The sequence below is a fragment of the Haladaptatus sp. SPP-AMP-3 genome, assembly GCF_049568665.1.
GTDB lineage: Archaea > Halobacteriota > Halobacteria > Halobacteriales > Haladaptataceae > Haladaptatus > Haladaptatus paucihalophilus.
Window position 1 is genome coordinate 2,858,503 of record NZ_CP145897.1, and the last position, 17,797, is coordinate 2,876,299.

The 17,797-nt window shown below is 61.7% G+C and carries 15 protein-coding genes and 1 pseudogene; 11 read left to right on the forward strand and 5 right to left on the reverse strand.

Features of this window, described 5'->3' with window-relative positions; translation table 11 throughout:
- Positions 1-88: 88 nt before the first annotated feature.
- Positions 89-1,780: a Na+/H+ antiporter gene (locus V5735_RS15620; RefSeq protein ID WP_423744351.1), complete on the forward strand. Its 1,692-nt coding sequence runs from the start codon at positions 89-91 to the stop codon at positions 1,778-1,780.
- Between the two features lie 33 nt (positions 1,781-1,813).
- Here V5735_RS15620 and V5735_RS15625 read toward each other — a convergent pair whose 3' ends face one another.
- The gene (locus V5735_RS15625) at positions 1,814-2,569 is read right to left on the reverse strand and encodes a plastocyanin/azurin family copper-binding protein (protein WP_423744352.1); all 756 of its coding nucleotides are present in this window, start codon (positions 2,567-2,569) and stop codon (positions 1,814-1,816) included.
- Between the two features lie 186 nt (positions 2,570-2,755).
- On the opposite strand from V5735_RS15625, the gene V5735_RS15630 reads away from it, so the two are divergent.
- Positions 2,756-2,950 (forward strand): hypothetical protein, encoded by a 195-nt coding sequence (locus tag V5735_RS15630; RefSeq protein WP_423744353.1) that lies wholly within the window; start codon positions 2,756-2,758, stop codon positions 2,948-2,950.
- On the opposite strand, the gene V5735_RS15635 is transcribed toward V5735_RS15630, so the two are convergent.
- Positions 2,926-3,369 (reverse strand): hypothetical protein, encoded by a 444-nt coding sequence (locus tag V5735_RS15635; protein WP_423744354.1) that lies wholly within the window; start codon positions 3,367-3,369, stop codon positions 2,926-2,928. The genes V5735_RS15630 and V5735_RS15635 overlap by 25 nt on opposite strands.
- A 73-nt stretch (positions 3,370-3,442) precedes the next feature.
- Here V5735_RS15635 and V5735_RS15640 point away from each other — a divergent pair, with 73 nt between their 5' ends.
- The 7 genes from V5735_RS15640 to V5735_RS15670 all read left to right on the forward strand — a co-directional run bounded on the left by V5735_RS15640 (position 3,443) and on the right by V5735_RS15670 (position 9,611).
- Positions 3,443-3,610 (forward strand): hypothetical protein, encoded by a 168-nt coding sequence (locus V5735_RS15640; RefSeq protein WP_423744355.1) that lies wholly within the window; start codon positions 3,443-3,445, stop codon positions 3,608-3,610.
- Positions 3,611-3,698: 88 nt separating this feature from the next.
- Positions 3,699-4,796 (forward strand): glycine cleavage system aminomethyltransferase GcvT, encoded by a 1,098-nt coding sequence (gcvT, locus tag V5735_RS15645; RefSeq protein ID WP_423744356.1) that lies wholly within the window; start codon positions 3,699-3,701, stop codon positions 4,794-4,796.
- Positions 4,793-5,176 (forward strand): glycine cleavage system protein GcvH, encoded by a 384-nt coding sequence (gene gcvH, locus V5735_RS15650; RefSeq protein WP_423744357.1) that lies wholly within the window; start codon positions 4,793-4,795, stop codon positions 5,174-5,176. The genes gcvT and gcvH overlap by 4 nt, the downstream gene beginning before the upstream one ends.
- A gap of 281 nt (positions 5,177-5,457) precedes the next feature.
- Complete coding sequence (gene gcvPA / locus V5735_RS15655; RefSeq protein ID WP_423744358.1) at positions 5,458-6,846, forward strand: aminomethyl-transferring glycine dehydrogenase subunit GcvPA; 1,389 nt, start codon at positions 5,458-5,460, stop codon at positions 6,844-6,846.
- Positions 6,846-8,267: an aminomethyl-transferring glycine dehydrogenase subunit GcvPB gene (gcvPB, locus tag V5735_RS15660; protein ID WP_423744359.1), complete on the forward strand. Its 1,422-nt coding sequence runs from the start codon at positions 6,846-6,848 to the stop codon at positions 8,265-8,267. The genes gcvPA and gcvPB overlap by 1 nt, the downstream gene beginning before the upstream one ends.
- 86 nt (positions 8,268-8,353) lie before the next feature.
- Positions 8,354-8,827: a hypothetical protein gene (locus tag V5735_RS15665; RefSeq protein WP_423744360.1), complete on the forward strand. Its 474-nt coding sequence runs from the start codon at positions 8,354-8,356 to the stop codon at positions 8,825-8,827.
- Between the two features lie 76 nt (positions 8,828-8,903).
- On the forward strand, positions 8,904-9,611 hold the full coding sequence (locus tag V5735_RS15670) for a class I SAM-dependent methyltransferase (RefSeq protein WP_423744361.1): 708 nt from the start codon (positions 8,904-8,906) through the stop codon (positions 9,609-9,611).
- Between the two features lie 316 nt (positions 9,612-9,927).
- Here V5735_RS15670 and V5735_RS15675 read toward each other — a convergent pair whose 3' ends face one another.
- Positions 9,928-10,095 carry a hypothetical protein gene (locus tag V5735_RS15675; RefSeq protein WP_007977818.1) on the reverse strand — a complete coding sequence of 56 codons (168 nt, stop codon included), beginning with the start codon at positions 10,093-10,095 and terminating at the stop codon, positions 9,928-9,930.
- A 48-nt stretch (positions 10,096-10,143) separates the two neighbouring features.
- The gene (locus tag V5735_RS15680) at positions 10,144-11,148 is read right to left on the reverse strand and encodes a DHH family phosphoesterase (protein WP_423744362.1); all 1,005 of its coding nucleotides are present in this window, start codon (positions 11,146-11,148) and stop codon (positions 10,144-10,146) included.
- A 158-nt stretch (positions 11,149-11,306) separates the two neighbouring features.
- Here V5735_RS15680 and V5735_RS15685 point away from each other — a divergent pair.
- Positions 11,307-11,897: pseudogene (locus tag V5735_RS15685) on the forward strand (cytochrome P450); the annotation flags it as partial.
- Positions 11,898-12,014: 117 nt separating this feature from the next.
- On the opposite strand, the gene V5735_RS15690 reads toward V5735_RS15685, so the two are convergent.
- Entirely contained in the window at positions 12,015-12,782 is a 768-nt protein-coding gene (locus V5735_RS15690; protein WP_423744363.1) for a helix-turn-helix transcriptional regulator, read from the reverse strand.
- Positions 12,783-13,335: 553 nt separating this feature from the next.
- Here V5735_RS15690 and V5735_RS15695 point away from each other — a divergent pair.
- On the forward strand, positions 13,336-17,787 hold the full coding sequence (locus V5735_RS15695) for a PKD domain-containing protein (RefSeq protein WP_423744364.1): 4,452 nt from the start codon (positions 13,336-13,338) through the stop codon (positions 17,785-17,787).
- Positions 17,788-17,797: the final 10 nt, after the last annotated feature.

Sequence of the window (17,797 nt, forward strand, 5' to 3'; positions counted from 1 at the left end):
GCTCGCCGAGTGTGAAGACGACGCCCTATGTAACTTCTCCCCGCGATTACACCACGCGGTTTATCCCTCGCTACGACAAATCCCTGCCATGGTCGCGCCGACTGGAATCACCGCCGGACTCATCAACCTCCTCGAAGTCTTCATCATCGCAGCGAGCGTGGGTATCTTCGTCGCCAAGGTCGGACGGTTTCCGTACACCATCGCCCTCCTTCTCGCCGGACTCGCCGTTTCGATACTCGGTATCAACATCGACATCACGCTGACGCACGACCTCATCCTCCTCGTACTCCTGCCGCCGCTCCTGTTCGAAGGCGCGGCGACGACCGACCTCGACAGCTTTCGTGAAAATCTCGTCCCGGTGCTCGTTCTCGCCGTCCCCGGACTCATCGTCTCGATTCTGGTCCTCGGCGTGCTGGGCCACTACGCGTTCGGCTATCCGCTCCTGCTCGCCACGCTGTTCGCCGCGATGATACTCCCGACCGACCCCGTATCGGTGCTCGCGCTCTTCGAAGAACTCGGCGCGCCCGAACGGCTGTCGGTGTTGGTCGAAGGTGAGAGCCTCCTCAACGACGGCGTGGGCGTCGTCGTCTTCTCCGCGCTGTTCGCGTTGATCAGCCAGACGCCCCCGAACACGGACCTCTCGGAACTCATCTCGACGGAGGTCATCGCCGAGACGGGGCTGGAAATTATCGTCGCCAGTCTCGGTGGGCTACTCGTCGGCCTCGCCGCGGGGTACCTCATCTACCGCGTCATGGTCAATCTGGACGAACACATGACCGAAATCGTCCTCACGCTCATCCTCGCCTACGGCAGTTTCCTCCTCGCGGAGCACTACTTCCACGTCAGCGGCGTCATCGCAACCGTCACCGCGGGACTGCTCATCGGCAACCGCGGCGCGGAGTACGCCATGAGCCCACAGACGAAAATCTCCGTCTTCAACACGTGGGACACCGCCGCGTTCCTCGTCAACACGCTCATCTTCGTGCTCATCGGTGCGAAGACGCCTATCCACCAGATGGTGGACAACTGGCAACTCATCGCCATCGCCATCGTCCTCGCCATCTTCGTCCGCGCGCTCACAGTCTATCCGTTCACCGCCGCCGTCAACCGGTTCAGTCGGCGCGACATCCCGTTCTCCTATCAGCACGTGATGGTCTGGGGCGGTCTGCACGCCTCCATTCCCATCGCGCTGGTGCTCGGACTTCCGGGCGACTTCCCGAACATCTCGGAACTCCGGTCAATGGTGTTCGGCGTCGCGGCGTTCAGCCTCGTCGTCCAAGGGCTGACGATGAGCAACCTCCTCGACAACCTCGATATCGTCACGCGAACCGAAACCGAGGAACTGTACGAACTCCTCCTCGGGCGCGCGCGCGCCGTCGATTCCGCGCTCGACGCCGCCGAACGCCTCCACGACCGCGGCGACCTCCCCACGGACGTGTACGAGGACTTCCGCGGCGAGTACGAACACGAGAAGGACGACCTGAACACGGCCATCTCTCGCCTGCTTCGGGAAAATCCCGAACTCCGGCGCGAGGAACTCCTCGTCGGCGAACGTCGGGTGCTCAAACAGGAGAAGAGCGCCATCATGGACGCCACCCACTCGGGCGTCATCAGCGACGACATCGGCGAACGACTCCTCGAAGAGGTGGACCTCAAACTCGACCGCGTTGACACCGGCCGGAGCACCGTCCGCGACGACCCCGAGAACGAGGCCTACGAGGAGTTCTGGCGCGCTCGTGCCTCCGAATACGGGTTGGACTCTTCCCCCAGCAACGACTGATGCCACGGGAAAACGACGGAAATCGTCGGGGGACTACTCCGTGACGTATATTTTACCGACCATCCCCGCGCTCTCGTGCGGCGCGCTGTGGAACTCGTAAATTCCGGGTACGTCGAAGGTGTGGCTGTACTCGTACCCCTCGTCGTAGAGACTGCTCGGCCCACCGGGCGTTCCCCGCCAGTTCGCGCCGTCGGGTTGCTCGTCGACGACGAGATTGTTGCCGTCCGACTTCCAGACGAAGGTGACTTCCGTTCCGACGGGGACGGCGAGCGGACGGTCCGTGCCGGGCGCGAATTCGAGGTTCCCGTCGGGACCGACTTCGACCGGAAGGTCGGCTTTCGTCGCGCGGTTTTCCGGCGGTTTCGCGTCGTCGTCCTTCGATTCGGCGACCGTGACCGTCCCGGTCGCCCCCGCCGCCTTGTGCGGGGCGCAGTAGTACTCGTACCTGCCGAGTACGTCGAAGGTGTGGGCGTAGCGATACCCGTCGTCGTACAGCTTCGATACTTTTCCGGGCGTCCCCTGCCAGTTCGCGCCCTCGGGTTGGTCGTCCACGTAGATGTTGTGGGTGTCCGAGTCCCACACCCACTCCACAGTCGTTCCGGGAAGGACCGTAACGTCTCGGGGTTCGAACCGGAGGTTGCCGTTCCTGCCGACGGTCACGGTGACATCCGCCTCGGCGTCGTCGTTCGAATCGGGTTGACCGAGCGCCAGACAGCCGCCGAAGGACGTCCCGAGGGCCAACGCGCCGGTCGTTTTCAGCACCGTCCGTCTATTGTGATTTTGGGTCATGCGAAAGTACAGGGTTACCTACACGTCCGTGGCAAAAAATACCGGTATCCGATTCCCAGTTGTTGAATATCGAATATCTTTCTCTCTTGCTTTTCCTCTTTCCCAGACGACCCGAACGTTCAAGTAGCGAAGCGGGACCACTCCGGGACGGCCGACAACGTGAATCCACCAGTCGGCTCGCTACCCATGAATTGCCAGAACTGTGGTCACTCCGATTCGTTCGTGTTGCTTCTCGACCTCGCCATCCGCGTCTCGGACGTGGAGACGACGCCGCTCGACTGGTCGTTTTGTCTCCAGTGTCCGGTGTGTGAGAGTACCGATATCGATGGCGACCCGTCGCAACTGTTCGACCGACTTCAGGACTCAACGGTGTCGTCGTAGACCGCATCGTTGGCGGTCGTCGTCGCGTCCGTCCACGTCACCAGTGTCGTCCCCGTATCCGCGGCGATGTCGGCCAGTCGTCTTTCGAGTGCGTTGACACGAACCGCGTGCAAACAATCCACGAGATGCGGATGCTGTCGAAGCCAGAGGCCGACGAACCCGTCGTCACGGAGCACCTCCGCTACGTGGTCGATGGCGTCCGGTAGGGTTCGCGTGTCGAACCGCTGTCTCGTTCGGCCGTCCGGGGCGGGCGTTGTGACGTACAGCGGGAGATACGGACAGTCGCCGCGGTACGTTGCGACGAATCCGGCATCGAACGTCACGACGGTATCGGGCGGTTCGAGCGGTGATTCCCACCCCCGGACGAGGATACTCCTCGCGTCTCGCTCGTGTATCTCGCGGACTCGATCTTGTGTCATTATCGTCATATGTGACTATATAGTCGAAATAGCTAAGAATCCATAACGGTACCGATTGCTTTGGGGGGAGTAGATGACGTCCGAACAGATACTCGGGACGACGACCGTGACGCAACGTTGGCGAATCAGCCTCATCAAGGCCGTTCGAGAGGAGTTCGAGGAAGCGGGCGATGAAGTAAAGGAGGGCGACCGACTCGTCTTCAAGAAGCGGGACGGCCAAATCGTCGTCGAACCGGCGTGAGAACGTCACCGAGTGCGGTCCTGAATCACCCCCGGCAGGCGCGGGGGAGAAAACAAAGCATTACTTACTACGCTTCGAGGGTTCTGGTATGCCCCTTCGGAAACCGCCGTTGCGCGACCGACACGACGAGCGGGGCGCGACGTTCACCGAGTTCGGCGGCTGGGACATGCCCGTCGAGTTCGATTCGATAAAGCAAGAACACGAGAGCGTCCGGCACTCCGTCGGCATCTTCGACGTCTCCCACATGGGGGAAATAGAGGTCAGCGGACCCGATGCCGAGCGCCTCATGCAACGACTGACGACGAACGACGTGACCCGATTGTCTCCCGGCGACTCCCAGTACGCGATGATCACCGACGAGGACGGCATCATCATCGACGACACCGTTGTCTACCGACTCCCGGAGGACGACGACGCGGAGTTCCTGTTCATCCCGAACGCGGGTCACGACGAGATGATGCACGACCGCTGGAAACGCTTCCGTAGCGAATGGGATATGGACGCGGAAATCCGCAACGCGACGGACGACTACGCGATGTACGCGGTCCAAGGCCCCGACGCCGCCGACGCCGTGAACGAGGCCGCGGACGAGTCCGTCGCCGACCTCTCGAAGTTCGAAGCGATGTACGCGAGCGTCGCGGGTGTTCGGTGCTGGGTCGCCCGCACCGGTTACACGGGCGAAGACGGATTCGAACTCATCCTGCCCTCGGACGAGGCGGAAACCGTTTGGAACGCGTTCGACTGCCAACCCTGTGGACTCGGCGCGCGCGACACCCTTCGAACCGAGATGGGCTATCTCCTGTCGGGACAGGATTTCGACCACGAGGACGACCCGCGGAACCCCTACGAGGCCAAAGTTGGTTTCACGGTGAAACTCGATACCGAATTCGTGGGCCGTGATGCGCTCGAACAGGCGAAAGAGGAGGGCGTCGAGGAGACGTTCGTCGGTTTCCGACTCGTGGACAGGGGCGTCCCCCGACACGGCTACGACATCACGAGCACCGAAGACACCATCATCGGGACGGTCACGAGCGGGACCATGAGTCCGACGCTCGGCGAACCCATCGGACTGGGGTACGTTCCGACGGACTACGCTGACCCCGGCACCGTCATCCGCGTGATGGTGCGCGGACAGTCGAAAAAGGCAAAGATTGAGAGCACACCGTTTCTGAAAGACAAACAATGAGCTTCGAAGTACCAGACGACCGGAACTATCTTGAATCGCACGAATGGGTGGCAGTGAACGACGGAACCGGAAAAATCGGCATTACCGACTTCGCACAGGACGAACTGGGCGACGTGGTGTTCGTCGAACTCCCGTCGGAGGGCGACGAACTCGAACAGGAAGGCGACCTCGGCGTCGTCGAAAGCATCAAAGCGGTTTCCGACCTCTACTCGCCCGTCTCGGGCACCGTCACGGCCGTCAACGACGAGTTGGAGAACACGCCGGAACTCGTCAACGAGGACCCGTTCGGCGACGGATGGATGCTCGAAGTCGAACTCGACGACGAGAGCGAACTGGATGACCTGCTCTCCGCGGACGAGTACCGCGAGCAGATAGAGTAGCGCTTCGGCGGCATCCGTTTCGATGTTTTTCTTCTGCACTACCTCACGACGAGAGCGGAGCGACCGCCGACGGTACTTCGAGCGACCGCCAACGGTGAATCAGGACGGCCGCCGACGGCAGAACCCGAATGACTAACCGGGAAAGATACCAAGTAGTTTGCGTTCCCGTGCATACTTTTCCGCCTCTCGTCGCGGCGACACCACAGATATGTACACGAATGTGCAACTCGCGCGAACGCTTTCCTCCCATATTAAAAGGGTGCGCTCCCTAGCCGAAGGCAATGACCGGAGGCAAAGCGAGTACGGGAAGCCCGTACGCACCGCACAAAGCCGAGGAGACGGCGGCGATGCTCGATGCGGTCGGCGTCGAGAGCGTCGAGGACTTATTCGACATCCCCGAACCGGTTCGCTTCGACGGCGAGTTCGGCATCGAAAAGCGCACCGAACAGGCGACCCGCCGCGAGTTACAGCGAACGCTCGGCGAGAACCGAGCCCTGACGGAGTTCCTGGGCCGCGGCCATTACAGCCACTACGTCCCCTCGCTGGTGGACCACCTGGCGGACCGCTCGGAGTTTCTGACCTCGTACACGCAGTATCAACCCGAAGTCACGCAGGGATTCCTGCAGGCGCTGTTCGAGTATCAGTCGATGCTGGTCGAGTTGACCGGCCTCGAAATCGCCAACGCTTCGATGTACGACCACGCGACCGCGCTGGCCGAGTCGGCGCTCCTCGCCGCGCGCGTCCGGCAGACCAGCGGTAACCGCGTCCTCGTCCCCGATTCTATCCTCCCCGAACGCCGGAGCGTCCTCGAAAACTACATCGACGGGCCGGGCCTCGTCGTGGACGAGTACGCGACGGACGACGCGAACGCCGATATCGACTCCCTCGCCGAAACCATCGACGAGGAGACCGTCCTCGTCTACGCCGAAAATCCGACGACGCGGGGGACCATCGAGGAGAACCTCGCCGAAATCGGCGACCTCGCACACGACAACGACGCGCTGTTCTGCCTCGGCACCGACCCCGTGGCGCTGGCGCTGCTGCAGGAACCCGCCGCGGTGGGCGCCGATATCGTCGTCGGCGACGCGGCCGCGCTCGGCCTCCCGACGAGTTACGGAATGGGCCTCGGACTGTTCGCCACGCGCGAGAAGTTCGTCCGACAGGTGCCGGGCCGACTCGTCGGCGTCAGTGAAGAGAGCGTTGCGCCGACGGCGCAACGGGACGAAGGCGGCGACGCCGCCGAAGCGCGCGGCAACCGGGCTTTCACGCTCACGCTCCAGACGCGTGAACAGCACATCCGCCGGGAGCGCGCGACCTCGAACATCTGTACGAATCAGGCGTGGGTCGCCCTCCGAACCGCCATCCACATCGCGTATCTCGGCGCGTCCGGGTTGGTCGAACTGGCCGAAAAGTGCGTCACGATGGCCGACGACCTCGCCCAGCGACTGGACGACATCAGCGGCGTGCAGGCACCGGTCAACGACAGACACCACTTCCGCGAGTTCGTCGCCCACACCGACCAGCCCGCACCGCCCATCGTCGCGGATCTGGAGGAACGCGGCTTCGCGGTGCACGAAGTCGGCGAACACGAGGTACAGGTCTGCGTGACCGACGTGAACGAACACGCCGTCGATGAGTTCGTCACGCTGTTTGCGGAGGTGGCCATCTGATGAGATACACCCAGGCGAAGTGGGAACACGACGAGGACGACCTGTACGAACCCCTCCTGTCCGAAAAGGACGGCGGTGAGGTCGAAATCGAGTCCTCGCTCCCCGACGAGTTGACCCGCGACAATCTTGACCTGCCCGAACTGTCCGAACCCGAACTGGCGCGCCACTACACCCGGTTGAGCCAGATGAACTACGGCATCGACAGCGGACCGTACCCGCTTGGTTCCTGCACGATGAAGTACAACCCGAAGTTCACCGAGGACGTGGCGGCGCTCCCCGGCGCGAGCGTCCACCCCGACCGCTCCGAGGGGAGCGTGCAGGGCACCCTCGAACTCCTCTACGGATTGCAGGACTACCTCGCCCGAATCGGCGGGATGGATGCGGTCAGCCTCCAACCCCCGGCGGGCGCGGCGGGCGAGTTCACCGGCATCCTCGTGGCGAAAGCCTTCCACGAGGCGAACGGCGAGGGCGACCAGCGGACGGAAATCATCGTCCCGGACAGCGCCCACGGAACCAATCCCGCGAGCGCGGCACTCGGCGGGTACGACGTGGTCGAACTGCCGAGCGGGGACGACGGCCGCGTCGATATCGAAGCCTTGGAAGCCGCGGTCGGTGACAGCACCGCGCTGTTCATGCTGACGAACCCGAACACGCTCGGGTTGTTCGAGCGTGATATCGAACGAATCGCCGAAATCGTCCACGAGGCGGGTGGCCTGCTCTACTACGACGGGGCGAACCTCAACGCCCTGCTCGGACGCGCCCGCCCCGGCGACATGGGCTTCGACATCATGCACTACAACGTCCACAAGACGTTCGCCACGCCGCACGGCGGCGGCGGTCCCGGTGCCGGACCCATCGGCGTCCGCGAGAAACTGGCCGAGTTCCTGCCCGCGCCGCGGGTCAAGAAGATGAACGGAACGTACGAGCGGTTCGACCCCGAGCGAACCATCGGGAAGGTCCACGGCTTCACGGGCAATTGGCTCGTGTTGATCAAGACCTACGCCTACATCGCCCGCCTCGGCGACGAAGGTCTCTCGGACGCCAGCGCGAAGGCGGTCCTCAACGCGAACTACCTCGCGTCCCAAATCGAGTACGACGTGCCGTTCTCGCCGTTCCACCACGAATTCGTCGCCAGCGCGGGCGACCAAGACGCGGCCGACGTGGCGAAACGGATGCTCGACTACGGCGTCCACCCGCCGACGACGAAGTGGCCCGAAATCGTCCCCGAGGCTCTGATGACCGAACCGACGGAGATAGAAAACCGCGAGACGCTGGACGAACTCGCGGACGCGTTCAACGCCGTCATCGCGGAGGACGACGAGACGCTCGAAGCCGCACCGCAAAAGACGACCGCGAAGCGCATCGACCAAGCGAGCGCCGCACGGAACCTCCGCCTCTCCTGGCACTCGCTGGACGACTGATCGCCTCGACTCGCTTCGTATCACGAGTCGTTCCGGCGTCGTTTCGTATCACAACGCGTATCGTTCGTTTCCACCTCTGTTGAGAGGTGAACGAAATCCTGAAACCGCTTTGTCTCGTCCTCCTCTTGCTTCTCGCTGGCTGTAACGGCACGACCACCGGCCCGTCTTCGACGACTCACGCTCCGACCAGTCGAACGACGGTCGACACCGTGGTTTCGAACCGTACTACTTCCACGACGACACTCCCGACGAAAACCTGTACCGTCGCGAACGAAACGAAGGACGGTAGCATCGTCGCCGTTCGACCGACGATGCACCGGGACAGGGAGGTCATCGTCATGACGCAGTGGAATGCGACCGCGAACGTCTCGAAACTCGACGTGACGCTGGACAGTAGCCGACTGTTCGAAGCCCGGTCGTCGGTATTGGACGGAGAGAATGTGAGTGGCTTCGGGCGACCCGTGGGAACCGCACCGCTTGCCGGACAATTGCAGGTCGAACTCTACGACCACGGAAGGCGGATTGGACAGTACAACGCGTCCATGGTCTGCGAACGGTAGCAAATCGTTTCTCGTGCAGTCGAATCTGTCAGATGGAAAACTGTACCCGCCGAGGAGAGAATTCCAAACGCGACGGATGAACCAAGCACTCTACCGAAACCCGCGCGCTTACGATATTCTCTACCAACACAAGGACTACGAGGGGGAAGTCGAGTTCGTCCTCGACCGCTTCCGGGAGCACGGAAACGACGGCGGTTCGGCACTCGTCGTCGGCTGTGGCACCGGCAATCACAGCCGACTGCTCCAGCGGTCCGGCTTCGACGTGCTTGGTATCGACCCGAACGCGGCGATGCTCGACCGTGCACGCGAGAAATCGTCGGCGACCTTTCGCGCGGGTGCGCTCCCCGACATCGAACTCAACCGGACGTTCGATTTGGTGTGGGTTCCGTACACTGTCGTCGACTATCTTGAACTCGATACCCTCCCGTCCGCGCTGGCGACGTTGACCGAACTCGTCGCCGCCGACGGTCTCCTCGTGGTCGACACCGGTGATTTCCACGAACTCGGTGCGCCCGGCTTTCAACTCCTTTCGTGCGACGAGGGGTCGTGCGCACGACTGTTCCAGTATCATCGGGTCGATGCCGACCACGTTCGAATGGACGCGCTGGTCTTCCTCGACGACGAGTGGTTCTTCGACCGGCACACCCTGCTCGACGTTCCCGACGAGTCGATAGCCGAGGCGTTCCGCGCCCGCGGGTTCACCGTCGAGACGGCCGACTGGTACGGAACGCCGACGGCCATGGACGACCCGACCGTGTTCGTCGCGTATCGTAGCTCCCACTGACGCGAATCGTATCGGCGGTGTTGGCGTGAAACGCCAATTTCGTATATCTGAATTCGGTTTATCGGTTGCGAGCCGAGCGACGTGAAACACCGTCGTTCGGCGGTGAGCTGTCGTTGAGCGGGAAATCGGGGGCTCGCTGGGATGGACGCCATCGCAAAGTGGAGCGGTTGGTCATCAGCGTGAGCCACCGCCGCGTGTGAAAATCGGATTTCCCTTCCACCGAGAGGAAATTCCCTTCGACCTTCCGCTTCGACCGATGAGGAGAGCCGCCGCTGAACGGGGTGCAATCGCCGCGAAAATCGAGATTCGGGCCGAATTATGCCGACGCGGAGTCGATGTCGCCGTCGATGCGGACGAGTCCGAAATCACATTCCGAGCAGCGCCACTTCGTCTTCTCGCCGAGGTGGAGGTTCGTGCTCGCGCTCCGCCAGAACGTCTGTTCGCTTCCGCACTCCGGGCAGTCGTGCTGCATTTCGAGGCTCATACGTGCCTCTCCGTGACTGACGAAGTTGAAGATACTGGTTTCACCCGGCTAGTCCTCCCCGCGTTCGAGATGCAGGGCGTCGAAAAACCGGTGTAACACCCGCCGGGACGCGAACTGGACGAGTTCCTCGTCGTCGGCATCCGAATCGGCGAACAGGCCGAGCGGAATCTGTGCCCCGGCCATGTCGGCGTGGCCACCCGCGCTTCCGACGTCGCCGAACGCCTGCCGGAGGACGTTGCCCGCGTGAACCCGGGGGTCGATGGACCGCGCACTCATCTCCACGGACCCGTTGACGACGCCGAACACGAGCACCGTATCCACTCCTTCGACGTTGAGGAGGTAGTCCGCGGCTTGAGCGAGCGCGTCGCGCTCGCTCGTTCGCCCGGCCGAAGTGGCGAGTGTCGCCCCCCGTTGGACGCGGTTACGAATCGCCTCTCCGATTGCGTCGACCGTCGCCGGGGAAAACGCCGCACCGTACAGCTCTTCGAGCAGGTCGAGGTCCGCATCCCGACAAACGTAGAGTGCGGCCTCGTACTCGTGGGGCGTCGGGTTGCGAATGAAGTCGATCCGCTCTCGATGGAGGGCGAACAACAGCGCCGACCCGAGTTGAACATTGACTCCGATGTCGAGATCGCGCAAATACTCGATGAGGATGGTCGCGGTCGCGCCGTAATCCTTGCGCACGTCGACGAAATCCGCGGTCGGGTTCTCCGTGGAGTGATGGTCGATGACGATATCCGGTTTCACCGAGTCGAGTTCCGTGTGCCCCGCCGGTGTCGAGTGGTCGACGAACGCAACGCGCTCGAATTCCTCGGGGTCGAACGTATCGAGGTGGTCCAACTCGACGTGAAGCAGGTTGACGAACGCCCGGTTTTGTTGGTGGGAAATCGCACCGCCGTAGAAGAGTTCTACGGTGTCGACACCGCTCGACTCGGCGATGACCGAGAGTGCGAGCGCACTGGCGATGCAGTCCGGGTCGGGGTTGTCGTGGCAGACGATCGCGAGCGAGTCGACCCCCGCGAGATACTCGACTAACTCCTGGGCGCGGGTCATGATAGCCGTTCGACGCGAGGTGGTATCAAACCGTGGCTGGGTATCCGGCACGCTCGCGAGAAATAAACTGGATACCACGATACAGAATTGGTTGGGGACGGACACGACCGGTCGCTGAAGTAACGCCTCAGGTATCGGTGTTCCGCGCGTATTCGGTCATCTCGAAGAAACAGATTCGCGACGAGGCGATTACGCTCCTCTTCGCAGGCCACGAAACGACGGCAGTCTCGTTGACGTACACGACGTATCCCCTCGCACAGCACCCGAAAGTCGAAGCGAAACTCGTTGCGGAACTCGACGAGGTGCTCGACGGCGAACGGCCGACGATGGCCGACCCCTCCAAACTCACGTACACCGAGCAGGTAGTCACGGAATCGATGCGACTCCTCCCGCCGGTACCGTTTATCACTCGCGAAGCGAAGGCTGCCGACGAAATCGGCGCCTGCCGGAATCCGGTAGTCGCAAGAGTGTTCCTGAGCCAATGGGTCGTTCACCGCGACTCGCGGTGGTACGACGACCCGCTCGCGTACTTCCCGTTCGCGGCGGGGCCGCGGCGCTGCATCGGTGACCGCTTTGCGATGCTCGAAGCACGACTCATCCTTGCGACGCTCTATCAGAGCTATCACCTCGAACCCGCCTCGGACCGGAACTTGGAGGTAATTCCAACGGTTACGTCACGACCGAAGGAGGACGTTCTGATGATGGTTCGCGAACGCTCAGCGGATGAAATGGTCGGATCGGAGGAGTAAGCTGTTCGCGGAGAATCCACAAACGCCGTTCCGGCCGATGCCGTAACGACCACCGGATTTGTTGCCCATCGTTATATTCGGCAGTCGGATAGAGACGGCGGAGATGACCGGATACCCTCAAACGATGCGTTCACCTCGTGCTCGATACTCGTCGACGAGGCGTCGCCCCCATTCGACGGCCGTCTCGTTCTCGGTCGTCACGATCGCGGCGATGACCCCCGTCCTGTCGTCGAACCCCGCAACGACGAGGGTATCGTCGTAGATGGCGAAATCGAGCGGAAGGTCATCGACGAAGTAGGTCGCTGTCGTGTCGAGTTCCCCGAGGGTGTCGTGGCCGTCGCGATGCTGGGCGCGAACGCCGTCGAACGCCGATGGCGTGATGATCCACTCGACATCGATGCCCCCGCGGATTATTTCGTAGGTGCTCTCCATCACCGTCGGTGAGCCGAAACTGCTCGTCGCGCCGACGAGTTCGCGGTTGGTATCTCTGATGATCGATTCCAAATGCTGTTCGATAGCGTAGGGTGCTGATGGGTCGGCTTCGATAACGGTCGCGTCCGTAAACAGGTGGACGTTCTCGACGAGTTCGGGCGCAGTTACGTGTTCTAACAACGGTTCGAGGTGTCTGCTCCCGTCGAGTCTCGTTTGAAACTGCTGGATCTGCTCGAGTATCGCCGTTCCACTTCTCGTGAGACGGTATCCGTCACTCGATTTCTCCACTAGTCCTTGCTCTTCGAGCTCGGTTGTCGCTCGATAGGCCGTCGCCCGTGAACATTCCGCCCGTTCGGTGATCGTTGTTCGGTCCGCTGGCCCATCTCGACAGGCATCCAAAATGGTGGCGCGTTGCAGAAGGGAAATCATCTCGTTGATATCCGATCTCTTCATGTGCGCGATAATACAAAGGCGATCGACATAACACTTCACAAACGTGTTCCATCTCACCGCTGAAACATCGTTTCACCGATGCCTATAACCCGAATTTGTTCGTTCGGTCGACAATGAACGCTGGAGGAAACCGGATCGATGATGCCCGTGTTTGGGTCACTCTCCGACGGGGGAGAATCGGATACCGATACGATGAACGGACGGTTTGTCGCCGGGTGGTGACGTGAACGAGGCGATGGAGAGCCGATTGCACGCATTAGTGCTATCGGCGATACTCCTCTGTTCGGTCGTTGTAGGCGTGACGCCGGTTTCTGGAACGGCCATGGGTGGGTCGGATACGGGTGGGCCGAGTATGGGTCGGTCGGGGGCGTCGGCGGTTACGGGCGTTCGAGGACTTTCTACGGGCGGTTCCAGTCAATCGAAGCTAACGGGAAGTGACTTGGTCGTCACGGGAGAACTATCTCAATCGGGCATTCGAGAACTCGAAGGGTCGATACGTCGAAATCCATTGCGGATAGGGTCGGACACCACCGCGTCGGCAGATAGTCCCACGTTGTCGACAACGACCTGTGACTATGCTCCACATGGTTGGACCGGTTGTGGATGGCCGAGCAGGCCGTACATCATCACGAACATCACGCAGTTACAGGCGGTGGACCAGGAGGGGTCGTACTTCGCGCTCGGCGCGGACATCGACGCTTCGGAAACGGCCAACTGGAACGGCGGGAAGGGATTCAAACCGCTGCGTTCCTCGTGGTCGTTCAGCGGAACGTTCGACGGCCGCGGGCACGCGATTTCGAACTTGACCATCGACCGGCCGGGCGAGAAATACGTCGGTCTGTTTTCGAACGTTCGTGACGGCACTATCGAGAACGTTCAGTTGAAGAACGCGAGCATCCGTGGTGACCGCGTCGTCGGGGGCCTCGTTGCAAAGAGCCACGGAATCGTCGAAAATTCGTCCGTGACGGGGTTCGTCTCGGGAACGGACGATGTCGCGGGACTCGTCGCGGACAATCGAAACGACGGTTGGGCGGATACAGTCGGAACCGTCCGCAACTCGTACTCGGCGGCCACGCTCAGTTCGTCCGCTCCCTCCTCCTTTCCGGGGGGATTGACCGGTTGGAATTCCAACGGCGACGTAATCGATTCGTATTGGGATGTGGATGCGAGCGAGACAAGCAAATCCAATGGTGGTACGGGACTATCGACGGCGGAGATGCAGGGACCGCGTGCCTATCTGAACATGAACGGGTTCGGATTCGGGCGAAACTGGACGCTCACCGATGGCTACCCGCGGCTTTCCAGTTCGGATCTCGTCGGACTTCCGGTTCACGTCATCGACGATTTCTCCGCACCCAACCACGTCAAGGCGGGCAAGACGCTGACAGTGACCACGACGGTACGGAACCTCGTGGACGATACCGACGGCCGTTCGGTCCGTCTCACCATCGACGGCACCCCGGTGAACCAGACGATACTCTCGCTCGACGAGGGTGAAACCAAGCGGGTCGGACTCCAGTACATCGTCCCGTCGAACGACGTGGGAACACATCGCGTCGGAATCACGACGAATGCGGATACGACGACGACAAACGTCGATACCGTCGCAACGCTTTCGGGAACGGTCACGGACCCGAGCGGTAACGTCGGAAGTGCAATTGTTTCGCTCGTCGGCACGGGCACCCAAACGACGACGAGTTGGGACGGTTCGTACACGCTCCCGAACATCAACCGCAAATCGGCGACTGTGCACGTCGCGTGGAACACTCCCAGCGGGACGACGGTGACGAAGAACGTGACGGTGACGATGGCCGGCAACACCGTCAAGGACGTTTCGCTCGTGCCCTCGCTCGCTACCCTTCCGGGCGACGGGTCCGCGAGCCATCCGTACGTGATTTCGTCGGTTCGTGGCCTCGTTGCGATTCGTCACAGTCACGATGCTCACTACGTTCTCGGGTCGGATATCGACGCGTCGGGGACATTTCTGTGGCAACGTGGAAATGGGTTCGACCCGCTCGGAAACTACTCGGACCCGTTCACCGGCACGTTCGACGGCGACGGCCACACCATTTCGGGTCTGACCATCGACCGGTCGAGCGAAAAGCGAGTCGGTCTGTTCGGGAAAATCGGTTCGGGCGGTATCGTCACGAACGTCAGTTCGGTGGGTGTGGACATCACCGGCGACACCTTCGTCGGCGGACTCGTCGGGACGAACGAGGGGAAAGTAGCGAAGGCGTTCGTGCGAGGGCGCGTTACCAGCGGCGGGACCACCGGTGGTCTCGTCGGGAGGGTTCGCGCGGGCGGACGCGTCGTGAAGTCGTCCGCGCAGAGTACCGTTACCGGAATCGACAACACTGGCGGATTGGTCGGCGAACTGGATGATGGGACGGTATCGGAATCGGACGCGACTGGGGACGTGAGCGGTAGGCAATTCGTCGGCGGACTCGTCGGTTTGGATTTCAACGGCACGATAACGAACACGTACGCGACGGGAGACGTCTCCGGTCAGATGTTCATCGGCGGTCTCGTCGGCAACCACGCGAGTGACTCCGGCCTGTCGAACTCGTACGCGACTGGATCCGTCTCAGGGAAGTACAAAGTCGGTGGTGTCGTCGGGACGGGGACTGCCGGGTCGGCTACGTACTGGAATACGGGAACGAGCGGTCAGTCCGCTTCCGCCGGTTCAACTGGCCTCACGACAAATGAGATGACTGGCCAATCGGCGGGGACGAAACTCGGTGGATTCGATTTCGGCACGATGTGGTTGCTCACCGATGGCTATCCGCGGTTGCGGTGGTCGGTGTCGTCGGTGTCGCTTTTGACGCGCAACCATCCCATCGCCACGGGAAAGACGACGCGAGCGAGCGTCAACATTCAGTTCGTGCACGGGTCGGGCGAGACGGGAACATCTATCGCCACCTACGGCAGCAACGACACGGGCGTCGCCACCGTCTCGACGGACGGCGTGGTATCGGGGGTCGGTGTCGGTACCGCGACCATTGCCGCGGATTTCGCGGGGCGACACGCGACTACCGTTCTGACGGTAACCGACGGCCAGCCACCAGTCGCGGTGGCCGGAACGGACCGGACGGTGGACGAGGGAACGGCGGTCACGTTCGATGCTTCGACATCGACGGACAACATCGGCGTTACGTCCTACGCGTGGGACTTTGGCGACGGCTCGACGGCAACCGGCGCGAACGTCTCGCATGCGTATGTCAGCGCCGGGAACTACACCATCACGCTGACGGTCGGGGATGGGGCCGGTAACACCGACACCGATACGCTGGTAGTGACGGTGAACGACGTGACTCCGCCGACCGCAGATGCGGGCAGTAACCGGACAGTCGAGCAGGATGCTCCGGTGTCGTTCGACGCATCGGGGTCCACGGATAACGACGGAATTGTCTCCTACGAGTGGACGTTCGGCGACGACACGACTGCGACGGGAACGAACGTCTCGCACGTCTATCCGGACCCCGGAAAGTACACCGTCACCCTCACTGTCGCGGACGAGGCTGGGAACCTCGATACCGACTCGATGAGGGTGACGGTGACGGACGTAACGCCGCCGACCGCGGATGTGGGTACCAACCGGACGGTCGATGAAGACTCGATGGTCGTCTTCAACACCTCGGGGTCGGTCGATAACGTGGGCATCAACTCCGTCAAGTGGGCGTTCGGCGACGGGACGAACGCAACGGGGGCGAACGTTACGCACGTCTATGCTGCTCCCGGAAAGTACACCGTGACACTCACCGCTTCCGACGCTGCGGGGAACGAAGGCACGGACGCGGTGACCGTGACCGTGTCGGACGTGACGCCACCGAATGCGGATGCAGGTACCAACCAACCCGTGAACGAGGATTCGTCGGTAACGTTCGACGGGTCGCTCTCGACGGACAATTCCGGGATTGCATCTTACAACTGGCGGTTCGGCGATGGAACGAACGCGACGGGGATGAACGTCTCACACGTCTATGCGGACCCCGGAAAGTACAGCGTGATACTGACGGTCATGGATGGTACGGGGAACACCGACACGGACTCGGTAACGGTGACTGTTAAGGACGTAACAAAGCCTGTCGCGGAGGCCGGTTCGAACCGAACGGTGAACGAGGATGCCAGGGTTGCATTCGATGCGAGTGATTCAACCGACAACGGCGTCATCGAAGGCTATCATTGGCGGTTCGGCGACGGCACGAACGCGACGGGGATGAACGTCTCACACGCCTTCATTGACCCTGGGAATTACACCGTGATTCTCACCGTCACGGATTCCGATGGAAACTGTGGAACCGATGTTCTCTCCGTGGTGGTCAACGACACGACCACACCAGTCGCCGATGCTGGCGGGAATCGGAGCGTGTACAGCGGTAACCGTGTTCGCTTCACGGCGAGCAATTCGACGGATAACGGTAACGTCGTGCGCTACCGGTGGAATTTCAGCGACGGGACGAACGCAACCGGCGCAACTGTCGTCCACACCTTTTCGACATCCGGGACGTACACCGTCACGTTGACCGTTACGGACGCAGATGGAAATGTCGACAGCGATACAGTGCGTGTCGGGGTACGGACTCGTCCGCCGAGCGGTGGAAATGGTGGAAGCGGAAACGGCGGAGATAGTGGTGGAAACGGAAACGGCGGAGATAGTAGTGGAAACGAAAACGGCGGGAACGGACAGGACGGCAGTGGAAATCGTGATGGTGATAACGGGTCAGGAACCACGACGACTACCACGGCGACCACAACGACGACCGAAACTACTGCGACGACGGGAACTGTTGTGACGACATCTTCGACAACGGAAGGCGCCGGAACGACTGCGACGAATACGTCGACAGGGAGCGTCGCGACGACGACCAGCCGCGGTCGAACGACCGGGACGACTGGGACCGCGACTTCGAGTAACGGTCAACCGGGCTTCGGAATCGTGGTCGCGTTGCTGTCCTTGTTCGTCTTGCTTTCGGTAATTGCTGAGAAACGACGGTTACGGGAGTAGATATCACATG

Bases quoted from the DNA above. Each gene is read 5' to 3' on its own strand.
- V5735_RS15620 (WP_423744351.1), top strand. From the start codon at position 89: ATGGTCGCGCCGACTGGAATCACCGCCGGACTCATCAACCTCCTCGAA.
- V5735_RS15625 (WP_423744352.1), bottom strand. From the start codon at position 2,569: ATGACCCAAAATCACAATAGACGGACGGTGCTGAAAACGACCGGCGCG.
- V5735_RS15630 (WP_423744353.1), top strand. From the start codon at position 2,756: ATGAATTGCCAGAACTGTGGTCACTCCGATTCGTTCGTGTTGCTTCTC.
- V5735_RS15635 (WP_423744354.1), bottom strand. From the start codon at position 3,369: ATGACACAAGATCGAGTCCGCGAGATACACGAGCGAGACGCGAGGAGT.
- V5735_RS15640 (WP_423744355.1), top strand. From the start codon at position 3,443: ATGACGTCCGAACAGATACTCGGGACGACGACCGTGACGCAACGTTGG.
- gcvT (WP_423744356.1), top strand. From the start codon at position 3,699: ATGCCCCTTCGGAAACCGCCGTTGCGCGACCGACACGACGAGCGGGGC.
- gcvH (WP_423744357.1), top strand. From the start codon at position 4,793: ATGAGCTTCGAAGTACCAGACGACCGGAACTATCTTGAATCGCACGAA.
- gcvPA (WP_423744358.1), top strand. From the start codon at position 5,458: ATGACCGGAGGCAAAGCGAGTACGGGAAGCCCGTACGCACCGCACAAA.
- gcvPB (WP_423744359.1), top strand. From the start codon at position 6,846: ATGAGATACACCCAGGCGAAGTGGGAACACGACGAGGACGACCTGTAC.
- V5735_RS15670 (WP_423744361.1), top strand. From the start codon at position 8,904: ATGAACCAAGCACTCTACCGAAACCCGCGCGCTTACGATATTCTCTAC.
- V5735_RS15675 (WP_007977818.1), bottom strand. From the start codon at position 10,095: ATGAGCCTCGAAATGCAGCACGACTGCCCGGAGTGCGGAAGCGAACAG.
- V5735_RS15680 (WP_423744362.1), bottom strand. From the start codon at position 11,148: ATGACCCGCGCCCAGGAGTTAGTCGAGTATCTCGCGGGGGTCGACTCG.
- V5735_RS15690 (WP_423744363.1), bottom strand. From the start codon at position 12,782: ATGAAGAGATCGGATATCAACGAGATGATTTCCCTTCTGCAACGCGCC.